Origin of the sequence: Cronobacter turicensis (assembly GCF_041222865.1) — a bacterium.
Lineage (GTDB): Bacteria > Pseudomonadota > Gammaproteobacteria > Enterobacterales > Enterobacteriaceae > Cronobacter > Cronobacter turicensis.
On record NZ_CP165997.1, the window covers coordinates 1,314,249 to 1,337,469 of the forward strand.

A 23,221-nucleotide genomic window follows, 5' to 3' on the forward strand; every position below is an offset into this window, starting at 1 on the left:
GGCGGGTTTCCCGCCGTTTTCGTTTTGCTCAGGCCGTGATGACAACAGAAGGATACGTTGTGAATGGTGAATTAATCTGGGTTCTGACTCTGCTTGGCGTGGCGGTGATGCTGTTCGCTACCGCTAAAATCCGTATGGATGCCGTCGCGCTGCTGGTGATTGTGGCATTCATTCTCAGCGGTACGCTAACCGTTAATGAAGCGTTTGCCGGTTTCAGTGATCCCAACGTCATTCTTATCGCCGCGCTGTTTGTTATTGGCGACGGGCTGGTTCGCACCGGGGTCGCGACCAAGATGGGCGCCTGGCTGGTGCAGATGGCGGGCAGCAGCGAAACCCGCATGTTAGTGCTATTGATGCTGACCGTTGCTGGGCTCGGCGCGTTTATGAGTTCCACCGGTGTGGTGGCGATATTTATTCCGGTCGTGATAAGCGTCTGCGCGCGGATGAAAATCGCGCCGTCGCGACTGATGATGCCGTTAAGCTTCGCCGGGCTTATCAGCGGCATGATGACCCTGGTGGCGACGCCGCCAAATCTGGTCGTTAACAGCGAACTGCTGCGCGAAGGGCATCCGGGTTTTGGCTTTTTCAGCGTGACGCCCGTGGGGCTGGCGATTCTTGTGCTTGGCATTCTCTATATGCTGGTGATGCGATTCATGCTTGGTTCAGGCGATGGTCGCGAAAAGCCGCAGGCGTGGAGCCGCCGCACCTTTCGCGACTTTATCCGCGATTACCATCTCACGGGCCGGGCGCGCCGCCTGGCGATTCGCCCTGGCTCGCCGCTTATCGGCCACCGTCTTGACGATTTAAAGCTGCGTGAGCGCTACGGCGCAAACGTCATCGGCGTTGAACGCTGGCGTCATTTCCGCCGGGTGATTGTCGATGTAAACGGGGTCACGGAATTCCGGGCGCGGGACGTATTGCTGATAGACATATCTGCGTCTGATATCGACTTGCGCCAGTTTTGCAGCGAGCAGCAACTGGAGCCGATGATCCTGCGCGGCGACTATTTTTCCGATCAGGCGCTGGATGTCGGTATGGCGGAGCTGTCGCTGACGCCGGAAGGAACCATGGCGGGCAAAACCGTCCGCGAGCTAAATTTCCGCAGCCGCTATGGCCTGAATGTCGTCGGCATTAAACGCGAAGGTAAAGCGTTACCGGGCGCGATCGTGGATGAGCCGCTTGAGCTTGGCGATTTACTTTTAGTGGTCGGGACCTGGAAGCTTATCAGCCAACTGGGGCAGAAAAACCGCGATGTGGTGGTGCTGAACCTGCCGGTGGAAGAGAGCGACGCTTCGCCCGCCCACAGCCAGGCGCCGCACGCCATCTTTTGTCTGGCGCTGATGGTGGCGATGATGCTGACGGATGAAATCCCGAATCCCGTCGCCGCGATTATCGCCTGTCTGCTGATGGGCAAGTTTCGCTGCATCAACCCGGAAAGCGCGTGGAAAGCCATTCACTGGCCGAGCATTATTCTCATTGTCGGCATGATGCCGTTTGCGCAGGCGCTGCAAAAAACCGGCGGGGTGACGCTGATTGTCGACGGTCTGATGCGCGTCGGCGGCGGCTATGGTCCGCATATGATGCTGGGCTGCCTGTTTGTGATGTGCGCCGTCATCGGGCTGTTTATTTCCAATACCGCGACGGCGGTGTTGATGGCGCCCATCGCGCTGGCGGCGGCCAAGACCATGGGCGTATCGCCGTACCCGTTCGCCATGGGCGTGGCGATGGCGGCCTCGGCGGCGTTTATGACGCCGGTCTCTTCGCCAGTCAACACGTTGGTGCTGGGGCCGGGGAACTACCGCTTCAGCGATTTCGTGAAAACCGGCGTACCGTTTACCGTTATCGTGATGGTCGTCTGCGTGCTGTTAATCCCGGTGCTGTTCCCGTTCTGAGAGCCTCAGAGCGGGGAATCCTGGCTAATTTCATCTAAAGAGAGATGGAAGCTCGGAACGAAGATCTGCATGAAATACTCCATTTCGGCGCTGTGACGCTGCGCCAGCGTTTTTTCCAGACGGCTTTTGGCGAGCAGGAATTCGTTATTGCCCGCCGAAAGCTCTTCCAGACATTTCAGGTAGGCGCACAGCGCATCTGCCTGCTTCACCAGCGATTTTTCATCTTCCGTATAGTGATGCTCGTCAAGCAGCGGGGCGAAGATGTCCTGTAACTCTTCCGGCACCATCGCAATCAGCTTCTGCTGAGCGATTTTCTCAATGGCTTTATATTCATGCGCTATCTGGGAATTGAAATACTTCACCGGCGTGGGCAGATCGCCTGTCAGCACTTCGCTGGCGTCGTGGTACATCGCCAGCAGCGCGATGCGCTCCGGGTTGACGTTGCCCTGAAATTTGCGGTTTTTAATGACCGCGAGCGCATGGGCGACCATCGCCACCTGCAGACTGTGTTCAGAGACATTTTCAGTGCGCACGTTGCGCATCAGCGGCCAGCGATTGATTAACTTCAGGCGGGAAAGGTAGGCGAAAAAATGACTCTGACTCATAAAGATCCCTTGTCTGTGACTGCGACAAAAAACCATTGTGAGGGGAGCGGGGGGAAGATGCAAATCTCCCCCGAATCGATTACTGATGGTAGCCGGAAAGGAAGCGGCCCAGCTTGTTAATGGCGAGATCGAGTTCATCGATGCGCGGCAGCGTCACGATACGTACGTGGTCAGGCCACGGCCAGTTAAACGCGGTCCCCTGAACCAGCAGTACTTTTTCCTGCAGCAGGAAATCGAGCACCATTTTCTGATCGTCGTGAATATTAAAACGCTTTGCGTCGATTTTCGGGAACATGTAGAGCGCGCCGCGCGGTTTTACGCAGCTGACGCCTGGGATTTCGTTGATCAGTTCCCACGCGCGGTTGCGTTGTTCGTAAAGCCGCCCGCCGGGTACGATAAATTCGCTGATGCTCTGATAACCGCCAAGGGCCGTCTGGATGGCGTGCTGCGCAGGAACGTTCGCGCACAGGCGCATTGAAGCAAGCATTTCCAGCCCTTCAATATACCCTTTGGCGTGTTTTTTCGGCCCGTTCAGCACCATCCAGCCCTGACGGAAGCCCGCCACACGGTACGTTTTGGAGAGGCCGTTAAAGGTGACGGTGAGCAGATCCGGCGCCAGCGCTGCGATCGAGTGGTGCTGGGCGTCGTCATAGAGGATCTTGTCGTAAATTTCGTCTGCGAAAATGATCAGATTATGCTGGCGGGCGATCTCAACGATTTCCAGCAGCAGTTCTTTCGAATAGACCGCGCCGGTCGGGTTGTTCGGGTTGATAATGACAATTCCGCGGGTGCGCGGCGTGATTTTGGCGCGAATGTCGTCGAGATCCGGGAACCAGTCTGAGGATTCATCACAAAGATAGTGCACCGCTTTGCCGCCGGAGAGTGACACCGCCGCCGTCCACAGCGGGTAGTCGGGCGCCGGCACCAGCATTTCATCACCACTGTTCAGTAACGCCTGCATCGCCTGAACGATAAGCTCAGAAACGCCATTGCCGATATAAATATCCTCAACCGTGACGTCGCGCATGTCGCGCGCCTGGTAGTGCTGCATGATAGCTTTACGGGCGGAATAGAGCCCTTTGGAATCGCAGTAGCCCTGGGCGGTAGGCAGATTGCGGATGACATCCACAAGAATTTCATCAGGCGCGTCAAAGCCGAAAGGGGCCGGGTTGCCGATATTCAGCTTAAGAACTTTTTGACCTTCCTCTTCGAGGCGTTTGGCCTCTTTTAGCACCGGGCCGCGGATGTCGTAGCAGACATTGTCGAGCTTACTGGATTTTTCGATGGGCGACATAACGTCAGAACCTTACTTGTTTTGCGCTTCCTGCCATGGAAGCCGATGGCCGACAATTTACTCCTCCCGTCCAGGGTTTTAAAGCCTCGCCTGCAACCGAATGCTTGCAGTAAGCCCTTGTCGCGCTGGTGTAATCTTTCTTATAAGTTACTTTTGTTTTTATAAAATATCGTAAAAAGAAGTGAGTTATGTTTTTTGTGCTGGTATAAGTTTTAACTATGGTCGATGCCACCATACTAAGAAACGCACAACATTAGCGCGTTAATTAATTCACACGATATGAACTTTACCCACAGTTAATAGCGAGGTTTTATCATCACGCTTATTGCCGTAAAAAAGAATGTGGCATAACGCGCTTTGTAACGATCTTGTTATATGAAAAGGCCGAGAAATAATGAATTATTAAATAATATTAATTATTGGTTTTGGTGATGTCTGTAATAGAGTTACGAAAATTTAGAAATTTGCTGTCCCGTATAAGTAAAATCGCATGGAGTCTTAAAAAAAGAACAGATTTGCGATATTATACAGCTCCTGGCGCGAGACGTTTCGCCAGCGCAGCCGGGCCGGGAGCCTTCTTTCGGGCAACTGGTTGTTTCTATAGTCATTCAGGACACGAGTCAGGCATAGTTATATACTCTTCTCTTTCTTTTGGCAGAGTATGTTAAGGTCGCAAAGTCGTTGCTTTTCGCCTTAGCCAACGTAGCCAGATTTTTAATTCAAATCACGGGTTCGCTGTGCAAAATATTTGATGTAAGGGCACAGCGATAGCAGAAAAAAACACCCTTTTACTGTTTTAATAACCAGGGGTTTGAATTAGAAACGCGCATGGCGGTCTTCCGACGCGGGTTGTGTTAGCCCGGAAGCATGCTTCAAAAGGAATTGCTTTCTTTCCTTTACACATAGCAACAGACGGTGTCCGCTACGTGCGGTTACCTGAAAGTGATAACAATATGATTAACGCAAATCGTCCGATCTTAAACCTCGACCTCGATCTGCTGAGAACGTTTGTCGCAGTCGCCGATCTGAATACGTTTGCCGCCGCGGCGGCAGCGGTATGCCGTACGCAGTCGGCCGTCAGCCAGCAGATGCAGCGCCTGGAACAACTGGTCGGTAAAGAGTTGTTTGCCCGCCATGGGCGCAATAAGCTCTTAACCGAACACGGCATCCAGTTGCTCGGTTATGCACGTAAAATTTTGCGCTTCAACGATGAAGCATGCACTTCGCTAATGTATAGCAATTTGCAGGGCGTCCTGACCATTGGCGCTTCTGACGAATCGGCGGATACCATTCTGCCGTATCTTCTCAACCGCATTAGTTCGGTCTATCCGAAACTGGCGATTGATGTACGCGTTCAGCGTAATCCGTACATTATCGAAATGTTGAACCAACAGGAGATAGACCTGGTCGTTACCACGCATCAGCCGGAGAATCTGGATTCGCTGGTGCTGCGTACCTCGCCCACACTCTGGTATTGCGCGGCGGACTATACGTTGCACAAAAATGAAGCGGTGCCGCTGGTGATGCTCGATGAGCCGAACCCGCATCGTGACATCATCATTGAGCAACTCAACGCGGCGAATGTGCCGTGGCGTATCTCTTACGTCGCGTCCACGTTGCCTGCGGTGCGTGCCGCCGTAAAAGCGGGGCTTGGCATTACCGCCCGCCCGGTAGAGATGATGAGTCCGGAGTTGCGCGTATTGGGTACGTCTGACGGCCTGCCCGTGCTGCCGGAAACGCAGTACATGCTGTGTCGCAATACCAACAGCAAGAACGAAATGGCAGAGATCATCTTTCAGGCCATGGAAAGCCACTACCAGCCGTGGCGTTACACCGCTGCGATTGAAGGTGGCGATGATACGCTGCTAATGCAGGGCGATCTGGAGTAACTTTTTCGTCTAAGTTAAAAAGTTGTTAATAAAGCCTTTGGTAATCCAGCGATTATCAGAGGCTTTTTTTATACATTTTACTTAGCTAAGTGGTTGTAATTAACATAAATCATAACACCATTTCAACACCTTTTCCGTTTCGAAATCCCGCCGCGGCGTCGTCAATGCCAGCAGAAAATTTTACTTTTGTTGTTAAAAAGTGAGCGACTTTGTTGCTGTTTTTACTGGTCAATTAACAAAAGCGTGTCTCAGATCAAGAAAATACTCCCGACGAGGGGGAGGAATAGTTAGAAATTCCTGCCAAAATAAGGGGTGTTTATGTCTCCTCTCTTTTAACGGACACGATTCACCCGCCGGGCTCCGTAGTCTCGCACGCGGCTCACAGGACGCTAAAAGCATCAAATGTTAAGGGTCTTGGGGAGATGTAAACTAATGTTAGGTTTCTTTTGTTAAAGTTGACAAAAGGTTATAGAAAGGAGTAAAAAACCCCATCAATTCGCTGCCTAAGTTATATTTCCGGCAGTTATTGTACGGTTGATTGTTCCTCCCCTTGAATCGATGTGGCGTTCATCTGCCAGCAAGAGCAGAGGCTTTAGCGCCACTTTTGATGAGTAAGCAATGAGTATGTCAACATCCACTGAAGTTATCGCTCATCACTGGGCGTTCGGTATCTTTCTTATTGTTGCCATTGGCCTGTGTTGTCTGATGCTGGCGGGCGCCTGGTTCCTTGGCGGACGCGCTCGCGCCAGGTACAAAAACACCCCGTTCGAATCGGGGATCGACTCGGTCGGCACCGCCCGCTTACGGCTTTCCGCGAAGTTCTACCTGGTAGCGATGTTTTTCGTCATCTTTGACGTGGAAGCGCTCTATCTCTTCGCCTGGTCAACATCAGTTCGTGAAGTCGGCTGGGTCGGCTTTATCGAGGCCGCAATTTTCATTTTAGTGCTACTGGCTGGTCTGGTTTATCTGGTGCGTATCGGCGCGCTGGAGTGGACGCCTTCGCGCTCACGTCGCGAACGTTTGAACACCGAAGAAGCTGGCAGTCTCACTAATCGTCATACGCAGTAACAGCGAGGCAATAAGATGGACTATACGCTCACCCGCATAGATCCCGACGGTGAGAATGACCGTTACCCCCTGCAAAAACAGGAGATTGTGACTGATCCTCTGGAACAGCATGTACACCGCAGCGTCTACATGGGCAAGCTCGAGCATGCCCTGCATGACATGGTGAACTGGGGGCGTAAAAACTCCCTCTGGCCTTATAACTTTGGCCTTTCCTGCTGCTACGTGGAGATGGTGACCTCGTTCACCGCGGTCCATGACGTCGCGCGTTTCGGTGCGGAAGTACTGCGTGCTTCCCCGCGCCAGGCCGATTTCATGGTGGTCGCCGGTACGCCGTTCACCAAAATGGCCCCGGTGATTCAGCGCCTGTATGACCAGATGCTGGAGCCGAAATGGGTTATTTCCATGGGCGCGTGTGCGAATTCCGGCGGTATGTACGATATTTATTCCGTTGTGCAAGGCGTGGACAAATTCCTGCCCGTGGATGTGTACATCCCAGGCTGCCCGCCGCGCCCGGAAGCGTACATGCAGGCGTTGATGCTGCTGCAGGAGTCGATTGGCAAAGAGCGCCGTCCGCTTTCGTGGGTGGTTGGCGATCAGGGCGTTTATCGCGCCAACATGCAGTCAGAGCGTGAGCGTAAACGCGGCGAACGTATCGCAGTCACCAACCTGCGTACGCCGGACGAAATTTAATTTGCGCCTGCGGGAGGTCGCTTCTCACGTATACCAATAAACGACAGCGAGAAGCCGCCGCCCGACAGTCATCACAGACCATTGGCAATGGTGAACAATATGACCGATTTAACTGCGCAAGACGCCGTTTTGCCTGTGTGGCAGACCAGGGATCACCTCGACGACCCGGTTATTGGCGAACTGCGTAACCGTTTTGGGCCGGATGCCTTTACTGTTCAGGCTACCCGCACCGGAGTTCCGGTTGTCTGGGTCAAGCGTGAACAATTACTGGAAGTTGGCGAATTTTTACGAAAGCTGCCTAAACCCTATGTCATGCTGTATGACCTGCATGGCATGGACGAGCGCCTTCGCACTCACCGCAACGGTTTACCGGCTGCGGATTTTTCCGTTTTCTACCACCTGCTTTCTATCGATCGCAACCGCGACATCATGCTGAAAGTGGCGCTTTCTGAAAACGATCTCAACGTGCCGACCTTTACCCGTCTTTTCCCGAACGCCAACTGGTATGAGCGTGAGACCTGGGAAATGTTCGGTATTACGTTCACCGGTCATCCGAACCTGCGCCGCATCATGATGCCGCCGACCTGGGAAGGGCACCCGCTGCGTAAAGACTACCCGGCGCGCGCGACTGAATTCGATCCGTTTACGCTCACCAAGCAAAAAGAAGAGCTGGAAATGGAAGCGCTGACCTTCAAGCCCGAAGAATGGGGCATGAAGCGCGGCAACGACACTGAAGATTTCATGTTCCTGAACCTCGGCCCGAACCACCCGTCGGCGCACGGTGCGTTCCGTATCATCCTGCAACTGGACGGCGAAGAGATTGTCGACTGCGTGCCGGATATCGGTTACCACCACCGCGGCGCTGAGAAAATGGGCGAGCGTCAGTCCTGGCACAGCTACATTCCTTATACCGACCGCATCGAATACCTCGGCGGCTGCGTAAACGAAATGCCGTACGTGCTGGCCGTGGAAAAACTGGCGGGGATTCAGGTGCCGGAGCGCGTGGAAGTGATCCGCGTGATGCTCTCTGAGCTGTTCCGCATCAACAGCCATCTGCTGTATATCTCGACGTTTATTCAGGACGTGGGCGCGATGACGCCGGTCTTCTTCGCTTTCACCGATCGTCAGAAAATCTACGATCTGGTCGAAGCGATCACCGGTTTCCGTATGCACCCGGCCTGGTTCCGCATCGGCGGCGTCGCGCACGATCTGCCGCGCGGCTGGGATCGCCTGCTGAAAGAGTTCCTGGAGTGGATGCCGAAACGTCTCGACTCCTACGTCAAAGCAGCGCTGAAAAACACCATCCTGAAAGGTCGTTCTCAGGGTGTGGCGGCGTATGACGCCAAAGAAGCGCTGGCATGGGGCACCACCGGGGCTGGCCTTCGCGCCACCGGTATCGATTTCGACGTGCGTAAAGCGCGCCCGTACTCTGGCTACCAGAACTTCGAGTTCGAAGTGCCGGTCGGCGGCGGCATCAGCGATTGCTACACCCGCGTGATGCTGAAAGTCGAAGAAGTGCGCCAGTCGCTGCGTATTCTTGAGCAGTGCCTGAAAAACATGCCGGAAGGCCCGTTCAAGGCGGATCACCCGCTGACCACGCCGCCGCCGAAAGAGCGCACGCTGCAACATATCGAAACCCTGATTACTCACTTCCTGCAGGTTTCGTGGGGCCCGGTCATGCCGGCCAACGAATCCTTCCAGATGATTGAGGCAACCAAGGGGATTAACAGTTACTACCTGACCAGCGACGGCAGCACCATGAGCTACCGTACCCGCGTCCGTACACCGAGTTTCCCGCATCTTCAGCAGATTCCTTCGGTGATCCGCGGCAGCCTGGTTTCCGACCTGATTGTCTATCTGGGTAGTATCGATTTTGTAATGTCTGATGTGGATCGCTAACTATGCACGAGAATCAACAACCACAGAACGAGGCTTTTGAGCTGAGTGCGGCAGAGCGTGAGGCGATTGAGCACGAGAAGCACCACTACGAAGACCCGCGTGCGGCGTCCATTGAAGCGCTGAAAATCGTTCAGAAGCAGCGTGGCTGGGTGCCGGACGGCGCTATCTATGCGATAGCGGACGTCCTCGGCATTCCGGCGAGCGACGTCGAAGGGGTCGCGACCTTCTATAGCCAGATTTTCCGCCAGCCGGTAGGTCGTCACGTGATTCGCTACTGCGATAGCGTGGTGTGTCACATCACCGGCTATCAGGGGATTCAGTCCGCGATTGAAAAACATCTGAGCATCAAACCGGGCCAGACTACGTTTGACGGACGCTTTACCCTGCTGCCGACCTGCTGCCTTGGCAACTGCGACAAAGGGCCGACCATGATGATTGATGAGGACACTCACAGTTATCTGACGCCGGAAGGGATCCCTGAACTTCTGGAGCAGTACAAATGAAACAGATTATTCGTACTGCCGAAACGCATCCGCTGACCTGGCGTATGCGTGACGACAAGCAACCGGTCTGGCTTGAAGAGTACCGCAGCAAAAACGGCTACGAAGGCGCGCGTAAAGCGCTCACCGGCATGGCGCCGGATGAAATCGTCAACGCCGTGAAAGACGCGGGTCTGAAAGGGCGCGGCGGCGCGGGCTTCTCCACCGGTCTGAAATGGAGCCTGATGCCGAAAGACGAATCCATGAACATCCGTTACCTGCTGTGTAACGCCGATGAAATGGAGCCGGGCACCTATAAAGACCGCATGCTAATGGAACAGCTGCCGCACCTGCTGGTGGAAGGCATGCTGATTTCCGCGTTCGCGCTGAAAGCGTACCGCGGTTACATCTTCCTGCGCGGCGAGTATATCGAAGCCGCCGAACGTCTGCGCCGCGCTATCGCGGAAGCGACCGAAGCCGGGCTGCTTGGTAAAAATATTCTCGGCTCGGGGTTCGATTTTGAACTCTTCGTGCACACCGGGGCGGGCCGCTATATCTGCGGCGAAGAGACGGCGCTTATCAACTCGCTGGAAGGCCGTCGCGCCAACCCGCGTTCTAAGCCGCCGTTCCCGGCGTCCAGCGGCGTATGGGGCAAACCGACCTGCGTTAACAACGTCGAAACCCTGTGCAACGTGCCGGCCATTCTCGCCAATGGCGTGGAGTGGTATCAGGGCCTGTCGACCAGCGAAGACAAAGGCACCAAACTGATGGGCTTCTCCGGGCGCGTGAAAAACCCGGGCGTCTGGGAGCTGCCGTTCGGCACTACCGCGCGTGAAATCCTTGAAGAGTACGCGGGCGGCATGCGTGACGGCCTGACATTCAAAGCCTGGCAGCCGGGCGGCGCGGGGACAGATTTCCTGACCGACGCGCACCTCGATCTCCCGATGGAGTTCGCCAGCATCGGTAAAGCGGGCAGCCGTCTTGGCACTGCGCTGGCGATGGCCGTCGACCACGAAATCAATATGGTGTCGCTGGTACGTAACCTGGAAGAGTTCTTCGCGCGCGAGTCCTGCGGCTGGTGTACGCCGTGCCGTGACGGCCTGCCGTGGAGCGTTAAAATCCTGCGCGCGCTGGAGCGCGGCGAAGGGCAGCCGGGGGATATCGAAACCCTGGAGCAGCTCTGCCGCTTCCTGGGCCCGGGTAAAACGTTCTGTGCCCATGCGCCAGGTGCCGTAGAGCCACTTCAGAGCGCCATTAAATATTTCCGTGACGAATTCGAAGCGGGCATTAAGCAGAGCCCCGGCAACACCCGTGCCATTAATGGTATTCAGCCGAACCTGCTCAAGACGCGCTGGTAAAAGCATTTTGATTAACGCCTGGCTCGCGCCAGGCCAACTGGAAGCATGCTGACTATGGCTACGATTCATGTAGACGGCAAAGAATATGAGGTAGACGGCGCGGACAACCTGCTGCAGGCATGTCTGTCGCTCGGCCTCGATATTCCTTATTTTTGCTGGCATCCGGCGCTGGGTAGCGTTGGTGCCTGCCGCCAGTGCGCGGTGAAGCAATATCAGAACGCGGAAGATACCCGTGGTCGCCTGGTGATGTCCTGCATGACGCCGGCATCCGATGGAACCTTTATCTCTATTGACGACAACGAAGCGAAACAGTTCCGCGAAAGCGTCGTGGAGTGGCTGATGACCAACCACCCGCACGACTGTCCGGTCTGTGAAGAGGGCGGCAACTGCCACCTGCAGGATATGACGGTGATGACCGGCCATAGCTTCCGTCGCTACCGCTTCACCAAGCGTACTCACCGCAATCAGGATCTGGGGCCGTTCATCAATCATGAGATGAACCGCTGCATCGCCTGCTATCGTTGCGTGCGTTACTACAAAGATTACGCTGACGGCACCGATCTTGGTGTTTACGGCGCGCATGACAACGTCTATTTCGGTCGTCCGGAAGACGGTACGCTTGAGAGCGAATTCTCCGGTAACCTGGTCGAAATCTGCCCGACCGGCGTATTCACCGATAAAACGCACTCCGAGCGCTACAACCGTAAATGGGATATGCAGTTTGCGCCGAGCATCTGCCAGCAATGCTCGCTGGGCTGCAACACCAGCCCTGGCGAACGCTATGGCGAGCTGCGTCGTATCGAAAACCGCTACAACGGTACCGTTAACCACTACTTCCTGTGCGACCGCGGCCGTTTCGGCTACGGCTACGTCAATCTGAAAGACCGTCCGCGTCGTCCGGTTCAGCGCCGTGGCGATGACCTGATCACCCTGAACGCCGAGCAGGCGATGCAGGGCGCGGCGGATATTCTGCGCCAGTCGAAGAAAGTCATCGGTATCGGCTCCCCGCGCGCGAGCGTTGAGAGCAACTTCGCGCTGCGCGAACTGGTCGGGGCGGAAAACTTCTATACCGGCATCGCGGCGGGCGAGCAGGAACGTCTGCAACTGATGCTGAAAGTGCTGCGCGAAAGCGGCATTCGCACTCCGGCGCTGCGTGAGATTGAATCTTACGATGCCGTGCTGATTCTGGGCGAAGACATCACCCAGACCGGCGCGCGCGTGGCGCTGGCGGTTCGTCAGGCAGTGAAAGGCAAAGCGCGCGAAATGGCGGCGGCCCAGAAAGTAGCTGACTGGCAGATCGCGGCCATCCTGAACATCGGCCAGCGTGCCAAACATCCGCTGTTCGTGACTAACGTCGACAGCACCCGTCTGGACGATATTGCCGCGTGGACCTATCGCGCGCCTGTGGAAGATCAGGCGCGTCTCGGTTTTGCTATCGCCAACGCGCTGGATACCGCATCGCCTGCGGTCGACGGGCTGGATCGCGACCTGCAAAACAAAGTCGACGTGATTGTTCAGGCGCTGGCAGGGGCGAAGAAGCCGCTGATTATCTCCGGCACCAACGCTGGCAGCGTGGAAGTGATCCAGGCGGCCGCGAACGTCGCGAAAGCGTTGAAAGGCCGCGGCGCGGATGTGGGGATCACCCTGATCGCCCGCGCGGTTAACAGCGTCGGCCTCGGCATGATTGGCGGCGGTTCGCTTGACGACGCGCTGAACGAGCTGGAAACCGGCAGCGCTGACGCCGTTATCGTGCTGGAAAACGATCTGCACCGTCACGCCTCGGCGGCACGTGTGGACGCCGCGCTTGCGAAAGCGCCGCTGGTGATGGTAATCGATCATCAGCGCACCGCTATCATGGATCACGCGCATCTCGTGCTCTCCACCGCGAGCTTCGCTGAAAGCGACGGCACGGTCATCAACAACGAAGGCCGCGCGCAGCGCTTCTTCCAGGTTTATGACCCGTCATACTATGACAACACCGTGACCATGCTGGAAAGCTGGCGCTGGCTGCATTCGCTGCACAGCACGCTGGAAAACCGCCATCCGGACTGGACGCAGCTCGACCACGTGATCGACGCCTGCATCGCGAAACTGCCGCACCTGGCGGGCATTAAAGACGCCGCGCCGGACGCGAATTTCCGCATCCGCGGCCAGAAACTGGCGCGCGAACCGCATCGTTACAGCGGTCGCACCGCGATGCGCGCGAACATCAGCGTTCACGAGCCGCGTCAGCCGCAGGATAAAGACACCATGTTCTCCTTCTCAATGGAAGGGAACAACCATCCGGACGCGCCGCGTTCTCAGGTGCCGTTCGCCTGGGCGCCGGGCTGGAACTCCCCGCAGGCCTGGAACAAATTCCAGGACGAAGTGGGCGGGCACCTGCGTCACGGCGATCCGGGCGTGCGTCTCATTGAGGCGGGCGAGGGCGCTATCGACTACTTCACGACCGTACCGCAGCGTTTCGCGCCGCAGGATGGCCAGTGGCGTATCGCGCCTTATTACCACCTGTTCGGCAGCGATGAGCTGTCGCAGCGTTCGCCGGTCTTCCAGAGCCGCATGCCGCAGCCGTATATCCGCCTGAATCCGGCAGATGCCGCGAAGCTTGGCGTCAACGCGGGCGCGAAAGTCTCCTTCAACTATGAAGGCCAGACTATCACGCTGCCGTTGCAGCTGTCTGAAGGACTGACGGAAGGGCAGGTTGGTCTGCCGATGGGGATGCCGGGCATCGCGCCTGTCATGGCTGGCGCTCGTCTTGAAAATCTGCAGGAGGCTGCGCAATGAGTTGGTTGACACCGGATGTTATCGAGATCCTGCTCAGCATCCTGAAAGCGGTGGTCATTCTGCTGGTGGTCGTGAGCTGCGGCGCGTTCATGAGTTTTGGGGAGCGCCGTCTGCTCGGCCTCTTCCAGAACCGTTATGGGCCGAACCGCGTTGGCTGGGGCGGTTCGCTCCAGCTGGTCGCGGACATGATCAAAATGTTCTTTAAAGAGGACTGGATCCCGCGCTTCTCTGACCGCGTCATCTTTACGCTGGCGCCGATGATCGCGTTCACCTCGCTGCTACTGGCGTTCGCGATTGTGCCTGTGAGCCCCACCTGGGTGGTGGCGGATCTCAATATTGGGATCCTCTTCTTCCTGATGATGGCGGGCCTTGGCGTCTACGCGGTGCTGTTCGCCGGCTGGTCGAGCAACAACAAATACTCGCTGCTGGGCGCGATGCGTGCTTCTGCGCAGACGCTGAGCTACGAAGTGTTCCTCGGTCTCTCGCTGATGGGCGTTGTGGCGCAGGCGGGGTCGTTCAACATGACCGATATCGTCAACAACCAGGCGCATCTCTGGAACGTGATCCCGCAGTTCTTTGGCTTCATCACTTTCGCTATCGCAGGCGTTGCGGTGTGTCACCGTCACCCGTTTGACCAGCCGGAAGCGGAGCAGGAACTGGCTGACGGTTACCATATCGAATATTCCGGCATGAAGTTCGGTCTGTTCTTCGTGGGCGAATATATCGGGATTGTGACCGTTTCCGCGCTTATCGTGACGCTGTTCTTCGGTGGCTGGCAGGGCCCCTGGTTACCGCCTTTCATCTGGTTCGCGCTGAAAACCGCGTTTTTCATGATGATGTTTATTTTGATTCGCGCCGCATTACCGCGTCCTCGTTATGACCAGGTAATGTCCTTCGGCTGGAAAGTGTGCCTGCCTCTGACGCTTATCAATCTGCTGGTAACCGCGGCTGTCATTCTCTGGCAGACAGCGGCATAAGGGGTGAGAAAACCATGACATTGAAAGACATAGTGGTTGGTTTCGGCACCCAACTACGCAGTATCTGGATGATTGGCCTGCACGCGTTTTCCAAACGCGAAACGCGCATGTATCCGGAAGAGCCGGTTTATCTGCCGCCGCGCTACCGCGGCCGTATCGTGCTGACGCGCGATCCGGACGGTCAGGAGCGCTGTGTGGCCTGTAACCTCTGTGCGGTCGCCTGCCCGGTGGGCTGTATCTCTCTGCAAAAAGCGGAGACGAAAGATGGCCGCTGGTATCCAGAGTTTTTCCGCATCAACTTCTCACGCTGCATTTTCTGCGGTATGTGCGAAGAGGCCTGCCCGACCACCGCTATCCAGCTGACGCCGGATTTCGAGCTGGGCGAGTTTAAGCGCCAGGATCTGGTGTATGAAAAAGAGGACCTGCTGATCTCCGGTCCGGGCAAATACCCGGAATATAACTTCTACCGGATGGCGGGTATGGCAATCGACGGCAAAGATAAAGGCGACGCGGAAAACGAAGCCAAACCTATCGACGTCAAAGGCCTGTTACCTTAAGGAGTCAGGAATGGAATTCGCTTTTTATATCTGCGCCCTTGTGGCGGTCCTGACCACCGCCCGGGTGATCACCCACAGCAATCCGGTACACGCGCTGCTGTACCTGATCATTTCGCTGTTGGCGATCGCAGGCGTCTTTTTCTCACTCGGCGCTTACTTCGCCGGTGCGCTGGAAATCATCGTCTACGCAGGCGCCATCATGGTGCTCTTTGTGTTCGTGGTCATGATGCTGAACCTCGGCGATTCCGTGGTGCGTCAGGAGCGCGAATGGCTCAAACCGCAGATCTGGATTGGCCCTGGCATTCTCTCGGCCGTCCTGCTGGTAGTGATTGTCTACGCCATTCTGGGCGTTAACGATCAGGGCATTGAAGGCAACCCAATTAGCGCAAAAGCCGTCGGTACCGACCTGTTCAAGACTTACGTACTGGCGGTGGAACTCGCTTCCATGTTGCTGTTGGCGGGCCTGGTCGTGGCTTTCCATCTTGGCCGTGAAGAGAAAGCGGGCGATGTGGTAAGCGTGCGCGGCGGTGCTCCGTCGGACGCGTCGAAAAGAAAAACGGAGGAGCGCGCATGATCCCGTTACAACATGGACTGATCCTGGCGGCTATTCTGTTCGTCCTGGGTCTGACCGGTCTGGTTATCCGTCGCAATCTGCTGTTTATGCTGATTGGGCTGGAAATCATGATTAACGCCGCCGCGCTCGCTTTCGTGGTTGCAGGCAGCTACTGGGGCCAGACTGACGGTCAGATAATGTATATCCTGGCGATTAGCTTAGCCGCGGCGGAAGCCAGTATCGGCCTCGCGCTGCTGCTGCAACTCCATCGTCGTCGCCAGAACCTGAATATCGATTCAGTAAGTGAGATGCGTGGATGAACCTGCTCGCATTAACCATTATTTTGCCATTGATTGGCTATATTCTGCTCGCCTTCTCCCGTGGTCGCTGGTCGGAAAACCTCTCCGCGACGATTGGGGTCGGCTCTGTGGGCCTGGCGGCGCTGGTCACCGCTTACGCTGGCATTGATTTCTTTAATAACGGTAAGCAGGCATTCTCGCTGCCGCTGTGGACCTGGATGTCAGTTGGCGATTTCAACATCGGCGTCAACCTGGTGCTGGATGGCCTTTCGCTGACCATGCTTTCTGTGGTTACCGGCGTAGGCTTCCTGATCCACATGTTCGCGTCCTGGTATATGCGCGGCGAAGAGGGCTACTCCCGCTTTTTCGCGTACACCAACCTCTTTATCGCGAGCATGGTTGTACTGGTGCTCTCCGATAACCTGCTGTTGATGTACCTCGGCTGGGAAGGCGTGGGTCTCTGCTCCTATCTGCTGATCGGCTTCTACTACACCGATCCGAAGAACGGCGCCGCGGCGATGAAAGCGTTTGTCGTAACCCGTGTGGGCGACGTCTTCCTCGCGTTCGCGCTGTTTATTCTCTACAACGAACTCGGCACGCTGAACTTCCGCGAAATGGTGGAACTGGCGCCGCAGCACTTCGCTAATGGCAATGAAATGTTGCGTTGGGCGACGCTGATGCTGCTCGGCGGCGCGGTCGGTAAATCCGCACAGCTTCCGCTCCAGACCTGGCTTGCGGATGCGATGGCGGGCCCGACGCCGGTTTCTGCGCTGATCCACGCGGCGACCATGGTGACCGCGGGCGTTTACCTGATTGCCCGTACCCACGGTCTGTTCCTGCTGACGCCGGACGTGCTGCATCTGGTCGGTATCGTCGGCGCCATTACGCTGGTGCTGGCGGGCTTCGCCGCGCTGGTGCAGACCGACATCAAACGCGTACTCGCCTACTCCACCATGAGCCAGATTGGCTACATGTTCCTGGCGCTTGGCGTCCAGGCGTGGGATGCGGCGATTTTCCACCTGATGACGCACGCGTTCTTTAAAGCGCTGCTGTTCCTCTCGTCCGGCTCCGTCATTCTGGCGTGCCACCACGAGCAGAACATCTTCAAAATGGGCGGCCTGCGTAAATCCATTCCGCTGGTTTACGCCTGTTTCCTGGTGGGCGGCGCAGCCCTTGCGGCACTGCCGGTCGTGACCGCAGGCTTCTACAGTAAAGATGAAATTCTGTGGGGCGCTGCTGCCAACGGTCATAACTACTTAATGCTGGCGGGTCTGGTGGGCGCGTTCCTGACGTCCATCTATACCTTCCGCATGATTTTCATCGTGTTCCACGGCGAAGAAAAAATTCACGCACACGCAGGGAAGGGGATTACCCATCATCTGCCGCTTATCGTGCTGCTGGTGCTTTCCACCTTTGTCGGCGCGCTGATTACGCCGCCGCTGGCGGGCGTATTGCCGGAAAACCACTTCGGTCACGAAGGCAAAATGGCGCTGGAAATCACCTCGGGCGTGGTAGCGATTGTCGGTATCCTGATCGCCGCCTGGCTGTGGCTTGGCAAGCGTACGCTGGTCAGCGCCGTCGCCAAGAGCGCGCCGGGTCGTTTCTTCGGCACCTGGTGGTATCACGCCTGGGGCTTCGACTGGCTGTATGACAAAGTGTTCGTCAAGCCTTTCCTGGGCATCGCCTGGCTGCTGCAACGCGATCCGCTGAATGCGCTGATGAACATTCCGGCCATCCTTTCCCGCTACGCAGGCCGCGGTCTGCTGCTGAGCGAGAACGGCTACCTGCGCTGGTATGTGGCCTCAATGAGCATTGGTGCGGTGGTCGTGCTGGTGTTGCTGATGGTGTTGCGTTGATTCATAAGTGAATTTTAAAAGAATTCGTTGAAAATCAAGTCTGAAAGGACAGGCGTTATCAGCGAAGTCACCGTGGACACCTTCTGCGCGCAGCAGGGTTCACGGTGGCGAGTAAGATAGCCTGAGCTGGACTTAAACAAGGAACAAAAATCGCCATGTTACTACCCTGGCTAATACTGATTCCCTTTATCGGCGGCTTCCTGTGCTGGCAGACCGAACGCTTCGGCGTCAAGGTGCCGCGCTGGATTGCGCTGATTACCATGGGGCTGACGCTGGCGCTCGGCCTGCAACTCTGGTTGCAGGGCGGCTACTCCCTGACGCAATCCGGTGAGTTTCCGAAGTGGCAGGACCAGTACATTCTCGACTGGATCCCGCGTTTTGGGATCACCATCCACTTAGCCATCGACGGTCTGTCGCTGCTGATGGTAGTGCTGACGGGCCTGCTCGGCGTGCTGGCGGTGCTCTGCTCGTGGAATGAAATTGAAAAATACCAGGGCTTCTTCCACCTCAACCTGATGTGGATCCTGGGCGGCGTTATCGGCGTGTTCCTCGCCATCGACATGTTCCTGTTCTTCTTCTTCTGGGAAATGATGCTGGTGCCGATGTACTTCCTGATTGCCCTGTGGGGCCATAAGGCATCGGACGGTAAAACGCGTATCACGGCGGCGACCAAATTCTTCATCTATACCCAGGCGAGCGGTCTGGTGATGTTGATTGCTATCCTGGCGCTGGTGTTTGTGCACTACAACGCCACGGGCGAGTGGACGTTCAACTATGAACGCCTGCTGAAAACGCCGATGTCCCACGGTGTTGAATATCTGCTGATGCTGGGCTTCTTCATCGCGTTTGCGGTGAAAATGCCGGTGGTGCCGCTGCACGGCTGGCTGCCGGACGCGCACTCTCAGGCTCCGACCGCAGGCTCTGTTGACCTCGCGGGTATTCTGCTGAAAACCGCGGCCTACGGTCTGCTGCGCTTCGCGCTGCCGCTGTTCCCGAACGCTTCCGCGGAATTCGCCCCGATCGCCATGTGGCTTGGTGTGATTGGCATCTTCTACGGCGCGTGGATGGCCTTTACCCAGTACGACATCAAACGTCTTATCGCCTACACCTCCGTTTCCCACATGGGCTTTGTGCTGATCGCCATCTACACCGGCAGCCAGCTTGCTTATCAGGGCGCGGTTATCCAGATGATCGCTCACGGTCTTTCCGCGGCGGGTCTGTTTATTCTGTGCGGCCAGCTCTATGAGCGTCTGCATACTCGCGATATGCGCCAGATGGGCGGCCTGTGGAGCAAAATCAGGTGGCTGCCGGCGCTGTCGATGTTCTTTGCCGTGGCGACGCTCGGTATGCCGGGCACCGGTAACTTCGTCGGCGAATTCATGATCCTGTTCGGCAGCTTCCAGGTCGTCCCGGTGATTACCGTGATTTCGACCTTCGGTCTGGTATTCGCGTCCGTTTACTCGCTGGCGATGCTGCATCGCGCGTACTTCGGCCAGCCGAAGAGCGAAGCGGCGAGTCAGGAGATTCGCGGCCTGTCGCCGCGCGAGCTGTTTATGATCCTGCTGCTGGTGGTGCTTCTGGTACTGCTGGGCTTTTATCCCCAGCCAATTCTGGATACATCCCATTCGGCGATGAGCAATATTCAGCAGTGGTTTACCGATTCTGTTTCAACTACAAGGCCGTAATTCGCCATGACAATAACTACTCAACAATTGATCGCGCTGCTACCGCTGCTGATCGTCGGATTGACGGTGGTAGTTGTGATGCTCTCCATTGCGTGGCGACGTAATCACTTCCTCAACGCCACGCTGTCTGTTGTCGGCCTGAACGCCGCGCTGCTGTCGCTGTGGTTCGTGGGTCAGGCAGGTGCGATGGACGTCACGCCGCTGATGCGCGTGGACGGTTACGCCATGCTGTATACCGGTCTGGTGCTGCTGGCGAGCCTCGCCACCTGCACCTTCGCCTATCCGTGGCTACAGGGCTACAACGATAACAAGGAAGAGTTCTACCTGCTGGTGCTGATTGCCGCACTGGGCGGTATTCTGCTGGCGAACGCCAATCATCTGGCGGCGCTGTTCCTGGGTATCGAGCTTATCTCTCTGCCGCTGTTTGGCCTGGTCGGTTACGCATTTCGTCAGAAACGCTCGCTGGAAGCGGCTATCAAATACACCATCCTGTCTGCCGCGGCCTCGTCCTTCCTGCTGTTTGGTATGGCGCTGGTATACGCGCAGTCCGGCAGCCTGTCGTTCGTCACGCTCGGTAAGAGCCTCGCGGACAACATGCTGAGCGAGCCGCTGCTGCTGGCGGGTCTGGGCCTGATGATTGTCGGCCTCGGCTTTAAGCTCTCTCTGGTGCCGTTCCACCTCTGGACGCCGGATGTCTACCAGGGCGCGCCTGCGCCGGTTTCCACGTTCCTGGCGACCGCGAGCAAAATCGCTATCTTCGGCGTGGTGATGCGTCTGTTCCTCTACGCGCCGCTAGGTGACAGCGAGGCGGTACGCGTGGTGTTAGGCGTGCTCGCCTTCGCCTCCATCATCTTCGGTAACCTGATGGCGCTGACCCAGACCAACATTAAACGTCTGCTTGGTTACTCCTCCATCTCGCATCTGGGCTATCTGCTGGTCGCGCTGATTGCGCTGAAAAGCGGCGAAATGTCGATGGAAGCCGTGGGCGTTTACCTGGCGGGTTATCTCTTCAGCAGCCTCGGCGCGTTCGGCGTGGTGAGCCTGATGTCCAGCCCGTATCGCGGACCGGACGCGGATTCGCTCTACTCCTACCGCGGTCTGTTCTGGCACCGTCCGATCCTGTCGGCCGTGATGACCGTGATGATGCTGTCGCTGGCGGGTATTCCGATGACGCTGGGCTTTATCGGTAAATTCTACGTGCTGGCCGTGGGTGTGCAGTCTAACCTGTGGTGGCTGACCGGCGCTGTGGTGGTGGGTTCTGCGATTGGCCTCTACTACTACCTGCGCGTAGCGGTGAGTCTGTACCTGAACGCGCCGCAGCAGCTTAACCGCGACGTACCGTCCAACTGGGCGTACAGCGCGGGCGGCGTCGTGGTACTGATCTCCGCGCTGCTGGTACTGGTGCTGGGTGTCTGGCCGCAGCCGCTGATTACGCTGGTGCAGCTGGCGAAACCGCTGATGTAAGCCATGCGCTTAAGCTAAAAAACCGCCGTTTATCGGCGGTTTTTTTATGGGCACTATACCGTAATAGTCAGGAAATCTTCCGCCAGCTCGCTTGCCGGGAACACGGCCTGGCACTCCGCGAGGAGCCGCTGGCAGTCTTCCGCGCCGTAGCGTGAGCTGAAATGCGTCATCACCAGACGCTTCGCGCCCGCGTCTTTCGCCACCGTCGCCGCCTGCTGCGTGGTTGAATGTCCGCGGCCGTTGGCTTTCTCCGCCATCGCCGCTTCAAGCGTGGTTTCATGGACCATCACATCCACATCACGGGCGAGGGCCACTGCCTGCGGCGTCGGGGCGGTATCGCCGAAAATCGCTATCTTTTTGCCAGGACGCGGCGCACTCAGGTAATCGGCGCCGCATAGCGTGCGTCCGTCATCAAGCGTCACTGTCTCGCCACGCTTAAGCTGCTGAAACAGCGGCCCTGGCGCGACGCCCGCCGCCTTAAGGCGCGCCGCGTCCAGCGCGCCGGGCTTATCATGCTCTTCAATGCGATAGCCGTAACACTCTACAGGGTGCGTGAGCGGGAATGCGGTAACGGTAAGCTCGCTGTCGTCAAACAGCTGTCCTTCGGTTATCTCATGAACGCTCAGCGGGTAGCTGGTCCAGGAGCCGCTCAGGCGCAGCGTAGTTTCGATAAATTCGGCGATGCCTTTCGGGCCATAAACCTCAAGCGGCGTCTCGCAGCCCGCCATGGAGCGGCTGCACAGCAGGCCCGGCAACCCGAAGATGTGATCGCCATGCAGGTGCGTGATAAAGATTTTCTCTATCTTGCCGGGGTTGGCGCTGGCGCGCAGCATCTGGTGCTGGGTGGCCTCGCCGCAGTCAAAAAGCCATAGCCCCGACTGATTATTTTGCGGGTTCAGCACGATGGCCGTCACATTGCGGGTCGTCGAGGGCAGCCCGGCGCTGGTGCCTAAAAATGTCAGTTCCATGAGCAATTTACTCTGTACGATTGAGCGAAAGCTTTTAGTATAACGAGGATCGCCGTACATTCTGGAGCCCAATATGATCGACTGGCAGGATAAACATCACGCCGAACTGGATGTCCCGACGTTATACGCGCTGCTGAAGCTGCGCTGTGAAGTGTTTGTGGTTGAACAAACGTGCCCTTATCTGGATGTGGATGGTGAAGATCTGGTGGGCGAGAACCGCCATCTGCTCGCCTGGCGCGATAACAAGCTGATTGCTTATGCGAGGATTCTGAAAAGTGACGATCCACACACACCAGTTGCGATAGGGCGGGTCATTGTTTCCGGCGCCGCGCGGGGTGAAAAGCTGGGGGTAGCGCTGATGAAACGCGCCGTGGAGAGCTGCGAGCGCAACTGGCCGCAGAGCCCGCTATACCTGAGCGCACAGGCGCATCTCCAGGCATTTTACGCGCAGTTTGGCTTTGTTCCCGCCACCGATATCTATGACGAAGACGGCATACCGCACATCGGGATGCGGCGCGAACCGCGTCCAGGCAAAAAAGCGTGAGAGTGTCTATAGTTAGCAAACCGGTAACTTGTTAACACGGAGACCAGTTATGCCTTTATCTTCACAACCTTATGAAACGCGCGTAGACGATGATCTGACCCTGCTGAGCGATACTCTGGAAGAGATCCTGCGTTCTTCCGGCGACCCGGCGGATCAAAAATATGTTGAGCTGAAAGCCCGCGCTGAGCAGGCGCTGCATGACGTGAAAAGCCGCGTCAGCACGGCGTCCGACAACTACTACTTCCGCGCCAAACAGGCGGTCTATCGTGCCGATGACTATGTGCATGAAAAACCGTGGCAGGGCGTAGGTATCGGCGCCGCCGCAGGTCTGGTGCTGGGCCTGCTGTTAGCCCGCCGTTAATT

Annotated in this window: 20 protein-coding genes; 17 read left to right on the top strand and 3 right to left on the bottom strand. The window is 56.8% G+C overall.

Translation table 11 applies throughout. The features are described 5' to 3' along the window. The first annotated feature begins 59 nt into the window (after positions 1-59). On the top strand, positions 60-1,892 hold the full coding sequence (locus tag AB8W27_RS06365; RefSeq protein WP_007762825.1) for an SLC13 family permease: 1,833 nt from the start codon (positions 60-62) through the stop codon (positions 1,890-1,892). A gap of 5 nt (positions 1,893-1,897) precedes the next feature. Here AB8W27_RS06365 and yfbR read toward each other — a convergent pair whose 3' ends face one another. Further along, complete coding sequence (yfbR, locus tag AB8W27_RS06370) at positions 1,898-2,497, bottom strand: 5'-deoxynucleotidase (RefSeq protein ID WP_041923769.1); 600 nt, start codon at positions 2,495-2,497, stop codon at positions 1,898-1,900. A gap of 79 nt (positions 2,498-2,576) precedes the next feature. After that, a complete protein-coding gene (alaA, locus tag AB8W27_RS06375) occupies positions 2,577-3,791 on the bottom strand; it encodes an alanine transaminase AlaA (protein WP_015741931.1) in 1,215 nt (404 codons plus the stop codon). Between the two features lie 953 nt (positions 3,792-4,744). Here alaA and lrhA point away from each other — a divergent pair. The 14 genes from lrhA (at position 4,745) to nuoN (ending at position 21,346) form a co-directional block, all read left to right on the top strand. Further along, entirely contained in the window at positions 4,745-5,680 is a 936-nt protein-coding gene (gene lrhA, locus AB8W27_RS06380; protein ID WP_041923768.1) for a transcriptional regulator LrhA, read from the top strand. A gap of 618 nt (positions 5,681-6,298) precedes the next feature. After that, on the top strand, positions 6,299-6,748 hold the full coding sequence (gene nuoA / locus AB8W27_RS06385) for an NADH-quinone oxidoreductase subunit NuoA (protein WP_041923767.1): 450 nt from the start codon (positions 6,299-6,301) through the stop codon (positions 6,746-6,748). A gap of 15 nt (positions 6,749-6,763) precedes the next feature. Next, a complete protein-coding gene (locus AB8W27_RS06390) occupies positions 6,764-7,438 on the top strand; it encodes an NADH-quinone oxidoreductase subunit B family protein (protein WP_004388648.1) in 675 nt (224 codons plus the stop codon). Between the two features lie 87 nt (positions 7,439-7,525). Beyond that, positions 7,526-9,337 (top strand): NADH-quinone oxidoreductase subunit C/D, encoded by a 1,812-nt coding sequence (nuoC, locus tag AB8W27_RS06395; RefSeq protein ID WP_023898361.1) that lies wholly within the window; start codon positions 7,526-7,528, stop codon positions 9,335-9,337. A gap of 2 nt (positions 9,338-9,339) precedes the next feature. Further along, positions 9,340-9,840 (top strand): NADH-quinone oxidoreductase subunit NuoE, encoded by a 501-nt coding sequence (nuoE, locus tag AB8W27_RS06400; protein WP_007699978.1) that lies wholly within the window; start codon positions 9,340-9,342, stop codon positions 9,838-9,840. Next, positions 9,837-11,174, top strand: a complete 1,338-nt coding sequence (gene nuoF, locus AB8W27_RS06405; RefSeq protein ID WP_007762777.1) for an NADH-quinone oxidoreductase subunit NuoF — start codon at positions 9,837-9,839, stop codon at positions 11,172-11,174. The genes nuoE and nuoF overlap by 4 nt, the downstream gene beginning before the upstream one ends. 54 nt (positions 11,175-11,228) lie before the next feature. Next, positions 11,229-13,955, top strand: coding sequence for an NADH-quinone oxidoreductase subunit NuoG (nuoG, locus tag AB8W27_RS06410; RefSeq protein ID WP_015741927.1), 2,727 nt, complete (start codon positions 11,229-11,231; stop codon positions 13,953-13,955). After that, complete coding sequence (gene nuoH / locus AB8W27_RS06415; RefSeq protein ID WP_004388258.1) at positions 13,952-14,932, top strand: NADH-quinone oxidoreductase subunit NuoH; 981 nt, start codon at positions 13,952-13,954, stop codon at positions 14,930-14,932. Before nuoG ends, nuoH begins: the two co-directional genes overlap by 4 nt. Positions 14,933-14,946: 14 nt before the next feature. Then, positions 14,947-15,489, top strand: coding sequence for an NADH-quinone oxidoreductase subunit NuoI (gene nuoI / locus AB8W27_RS06420; RefSeq protein ID WP_041923766.1), 543 nt, complete (start codon positions 14,947-14,949; stop codon positions 15,487-15,489). A gap of 10 nt (positions 15,490-15,499) precedes the next feature. Continuing rightward, positions 15,500-16,063, top strand: a complete 564-nt coding sequence (gene nuoJ, locus AB8W27_RS06425) for an NADH-quinone oxidoreductase subunit J (RefSeq protein WP_007699965.1) — start codon at positions 15,500-15,502, stop codon at positions 16,061-16,063. After that, entirely contained in the window at positions 16,060-16,362 is a 303-nt protein-coding gene (nuoK, locus tag AB8W27_RS06430; protein ID WP_004388260.1) for an NADH-quinone oxidoreductase subunit NuoK, read from the top strand. The genes nuoJ and nuoK overlap by 4 nt, the downstream gene beginning before the upstream one ends. After that, the gene (gene nuoL / locus AB8W27_RS06435; RefSeq protein WP_015741924.1) at positions 16,359-18,197 is read left to right on the top strand and encodes an NADH-quinone oxidoreductase subunit L; all 1,839 of its coding nucleotides are present in this window, start codon (positions 16,359-16,361) and stop codon (positions 18,195-18,197) included. Before nuoK ends, nuoL begins: the two co-directional genes overlap by 4 nt. Positions 18,198-18,352: 155 nt before the next feature. Continuing rightward, entirely contained in the window at positions 18,353-19,882 is a 1,530-nt protein-coding gene (gene nuoM, locus AB8W27_RS06440; RefSeq protein ID WP_007762760.1) for an NADH-quinone oxidoreductase subunit M, read from the top strand. A 6-nt stretch (positions 19,883-19,888) separates the two neighbouring features. Next, positions 19,889-21,346 (top strand): NADH-quinone oxidoreductase subunit NuoN, encoded by a 1,458-nt coding sequence (nuoN, locus tag AB8W27_RS06445; protein WP_007762757.1) that lies wholly within the window; start codon positions 19,889-19,891, stop codon positions 21,344-21,346. Positions 21,347-21,399: 53 nt separating this feature from the next. Here nuoN and rnz read toward each other — a convergent pair whose 3' ends face one another. Then, positions 21,400-22,314 carry a ribonuclease Z gene (rnz, locus tag AB8W27_RS06450; RefSeq protein WP_041923765.1) on the bottom strand — a complete coding sequence of 305 codons (915 nt, stop codon included), beginning with the start codon at positions 22,312-22,314 and terminating at the stop codon, positions 21,400-21,402. A 73-nt stretch (positions 22,315-22,387) separates the two neighbouring features. Between rnz and AB8W27_RS06455 the strand changes: the two genes are divergently transcribed. Continuing rightward, positions 22,388-22,858 (top strand): GNAT family N-acetyltransferase, encoded by a 471-nt coding sequence (locus AB8W27_RS06455; protein ID WP_041923764.1) that lies wholly within the window; start codon positions 22,388-22,390, stop codon positions 22,856-22,858. A gap of 49 nt (positions 22,859-22,907) precedes the next feature. Further along, positions 22,908-23,219 (top strand): stress response protein ElaB, encoded by a 312-nt coding sequence (elaB, locus tag AB8W27_RS06460; protein WP_007762748.1) that lies wholly within the window; start codon positions 22,908-22,910, stop codon positions 23,217-23,219. Positions 23,220-23,221 lie beyond the last annotated feature (2 nt).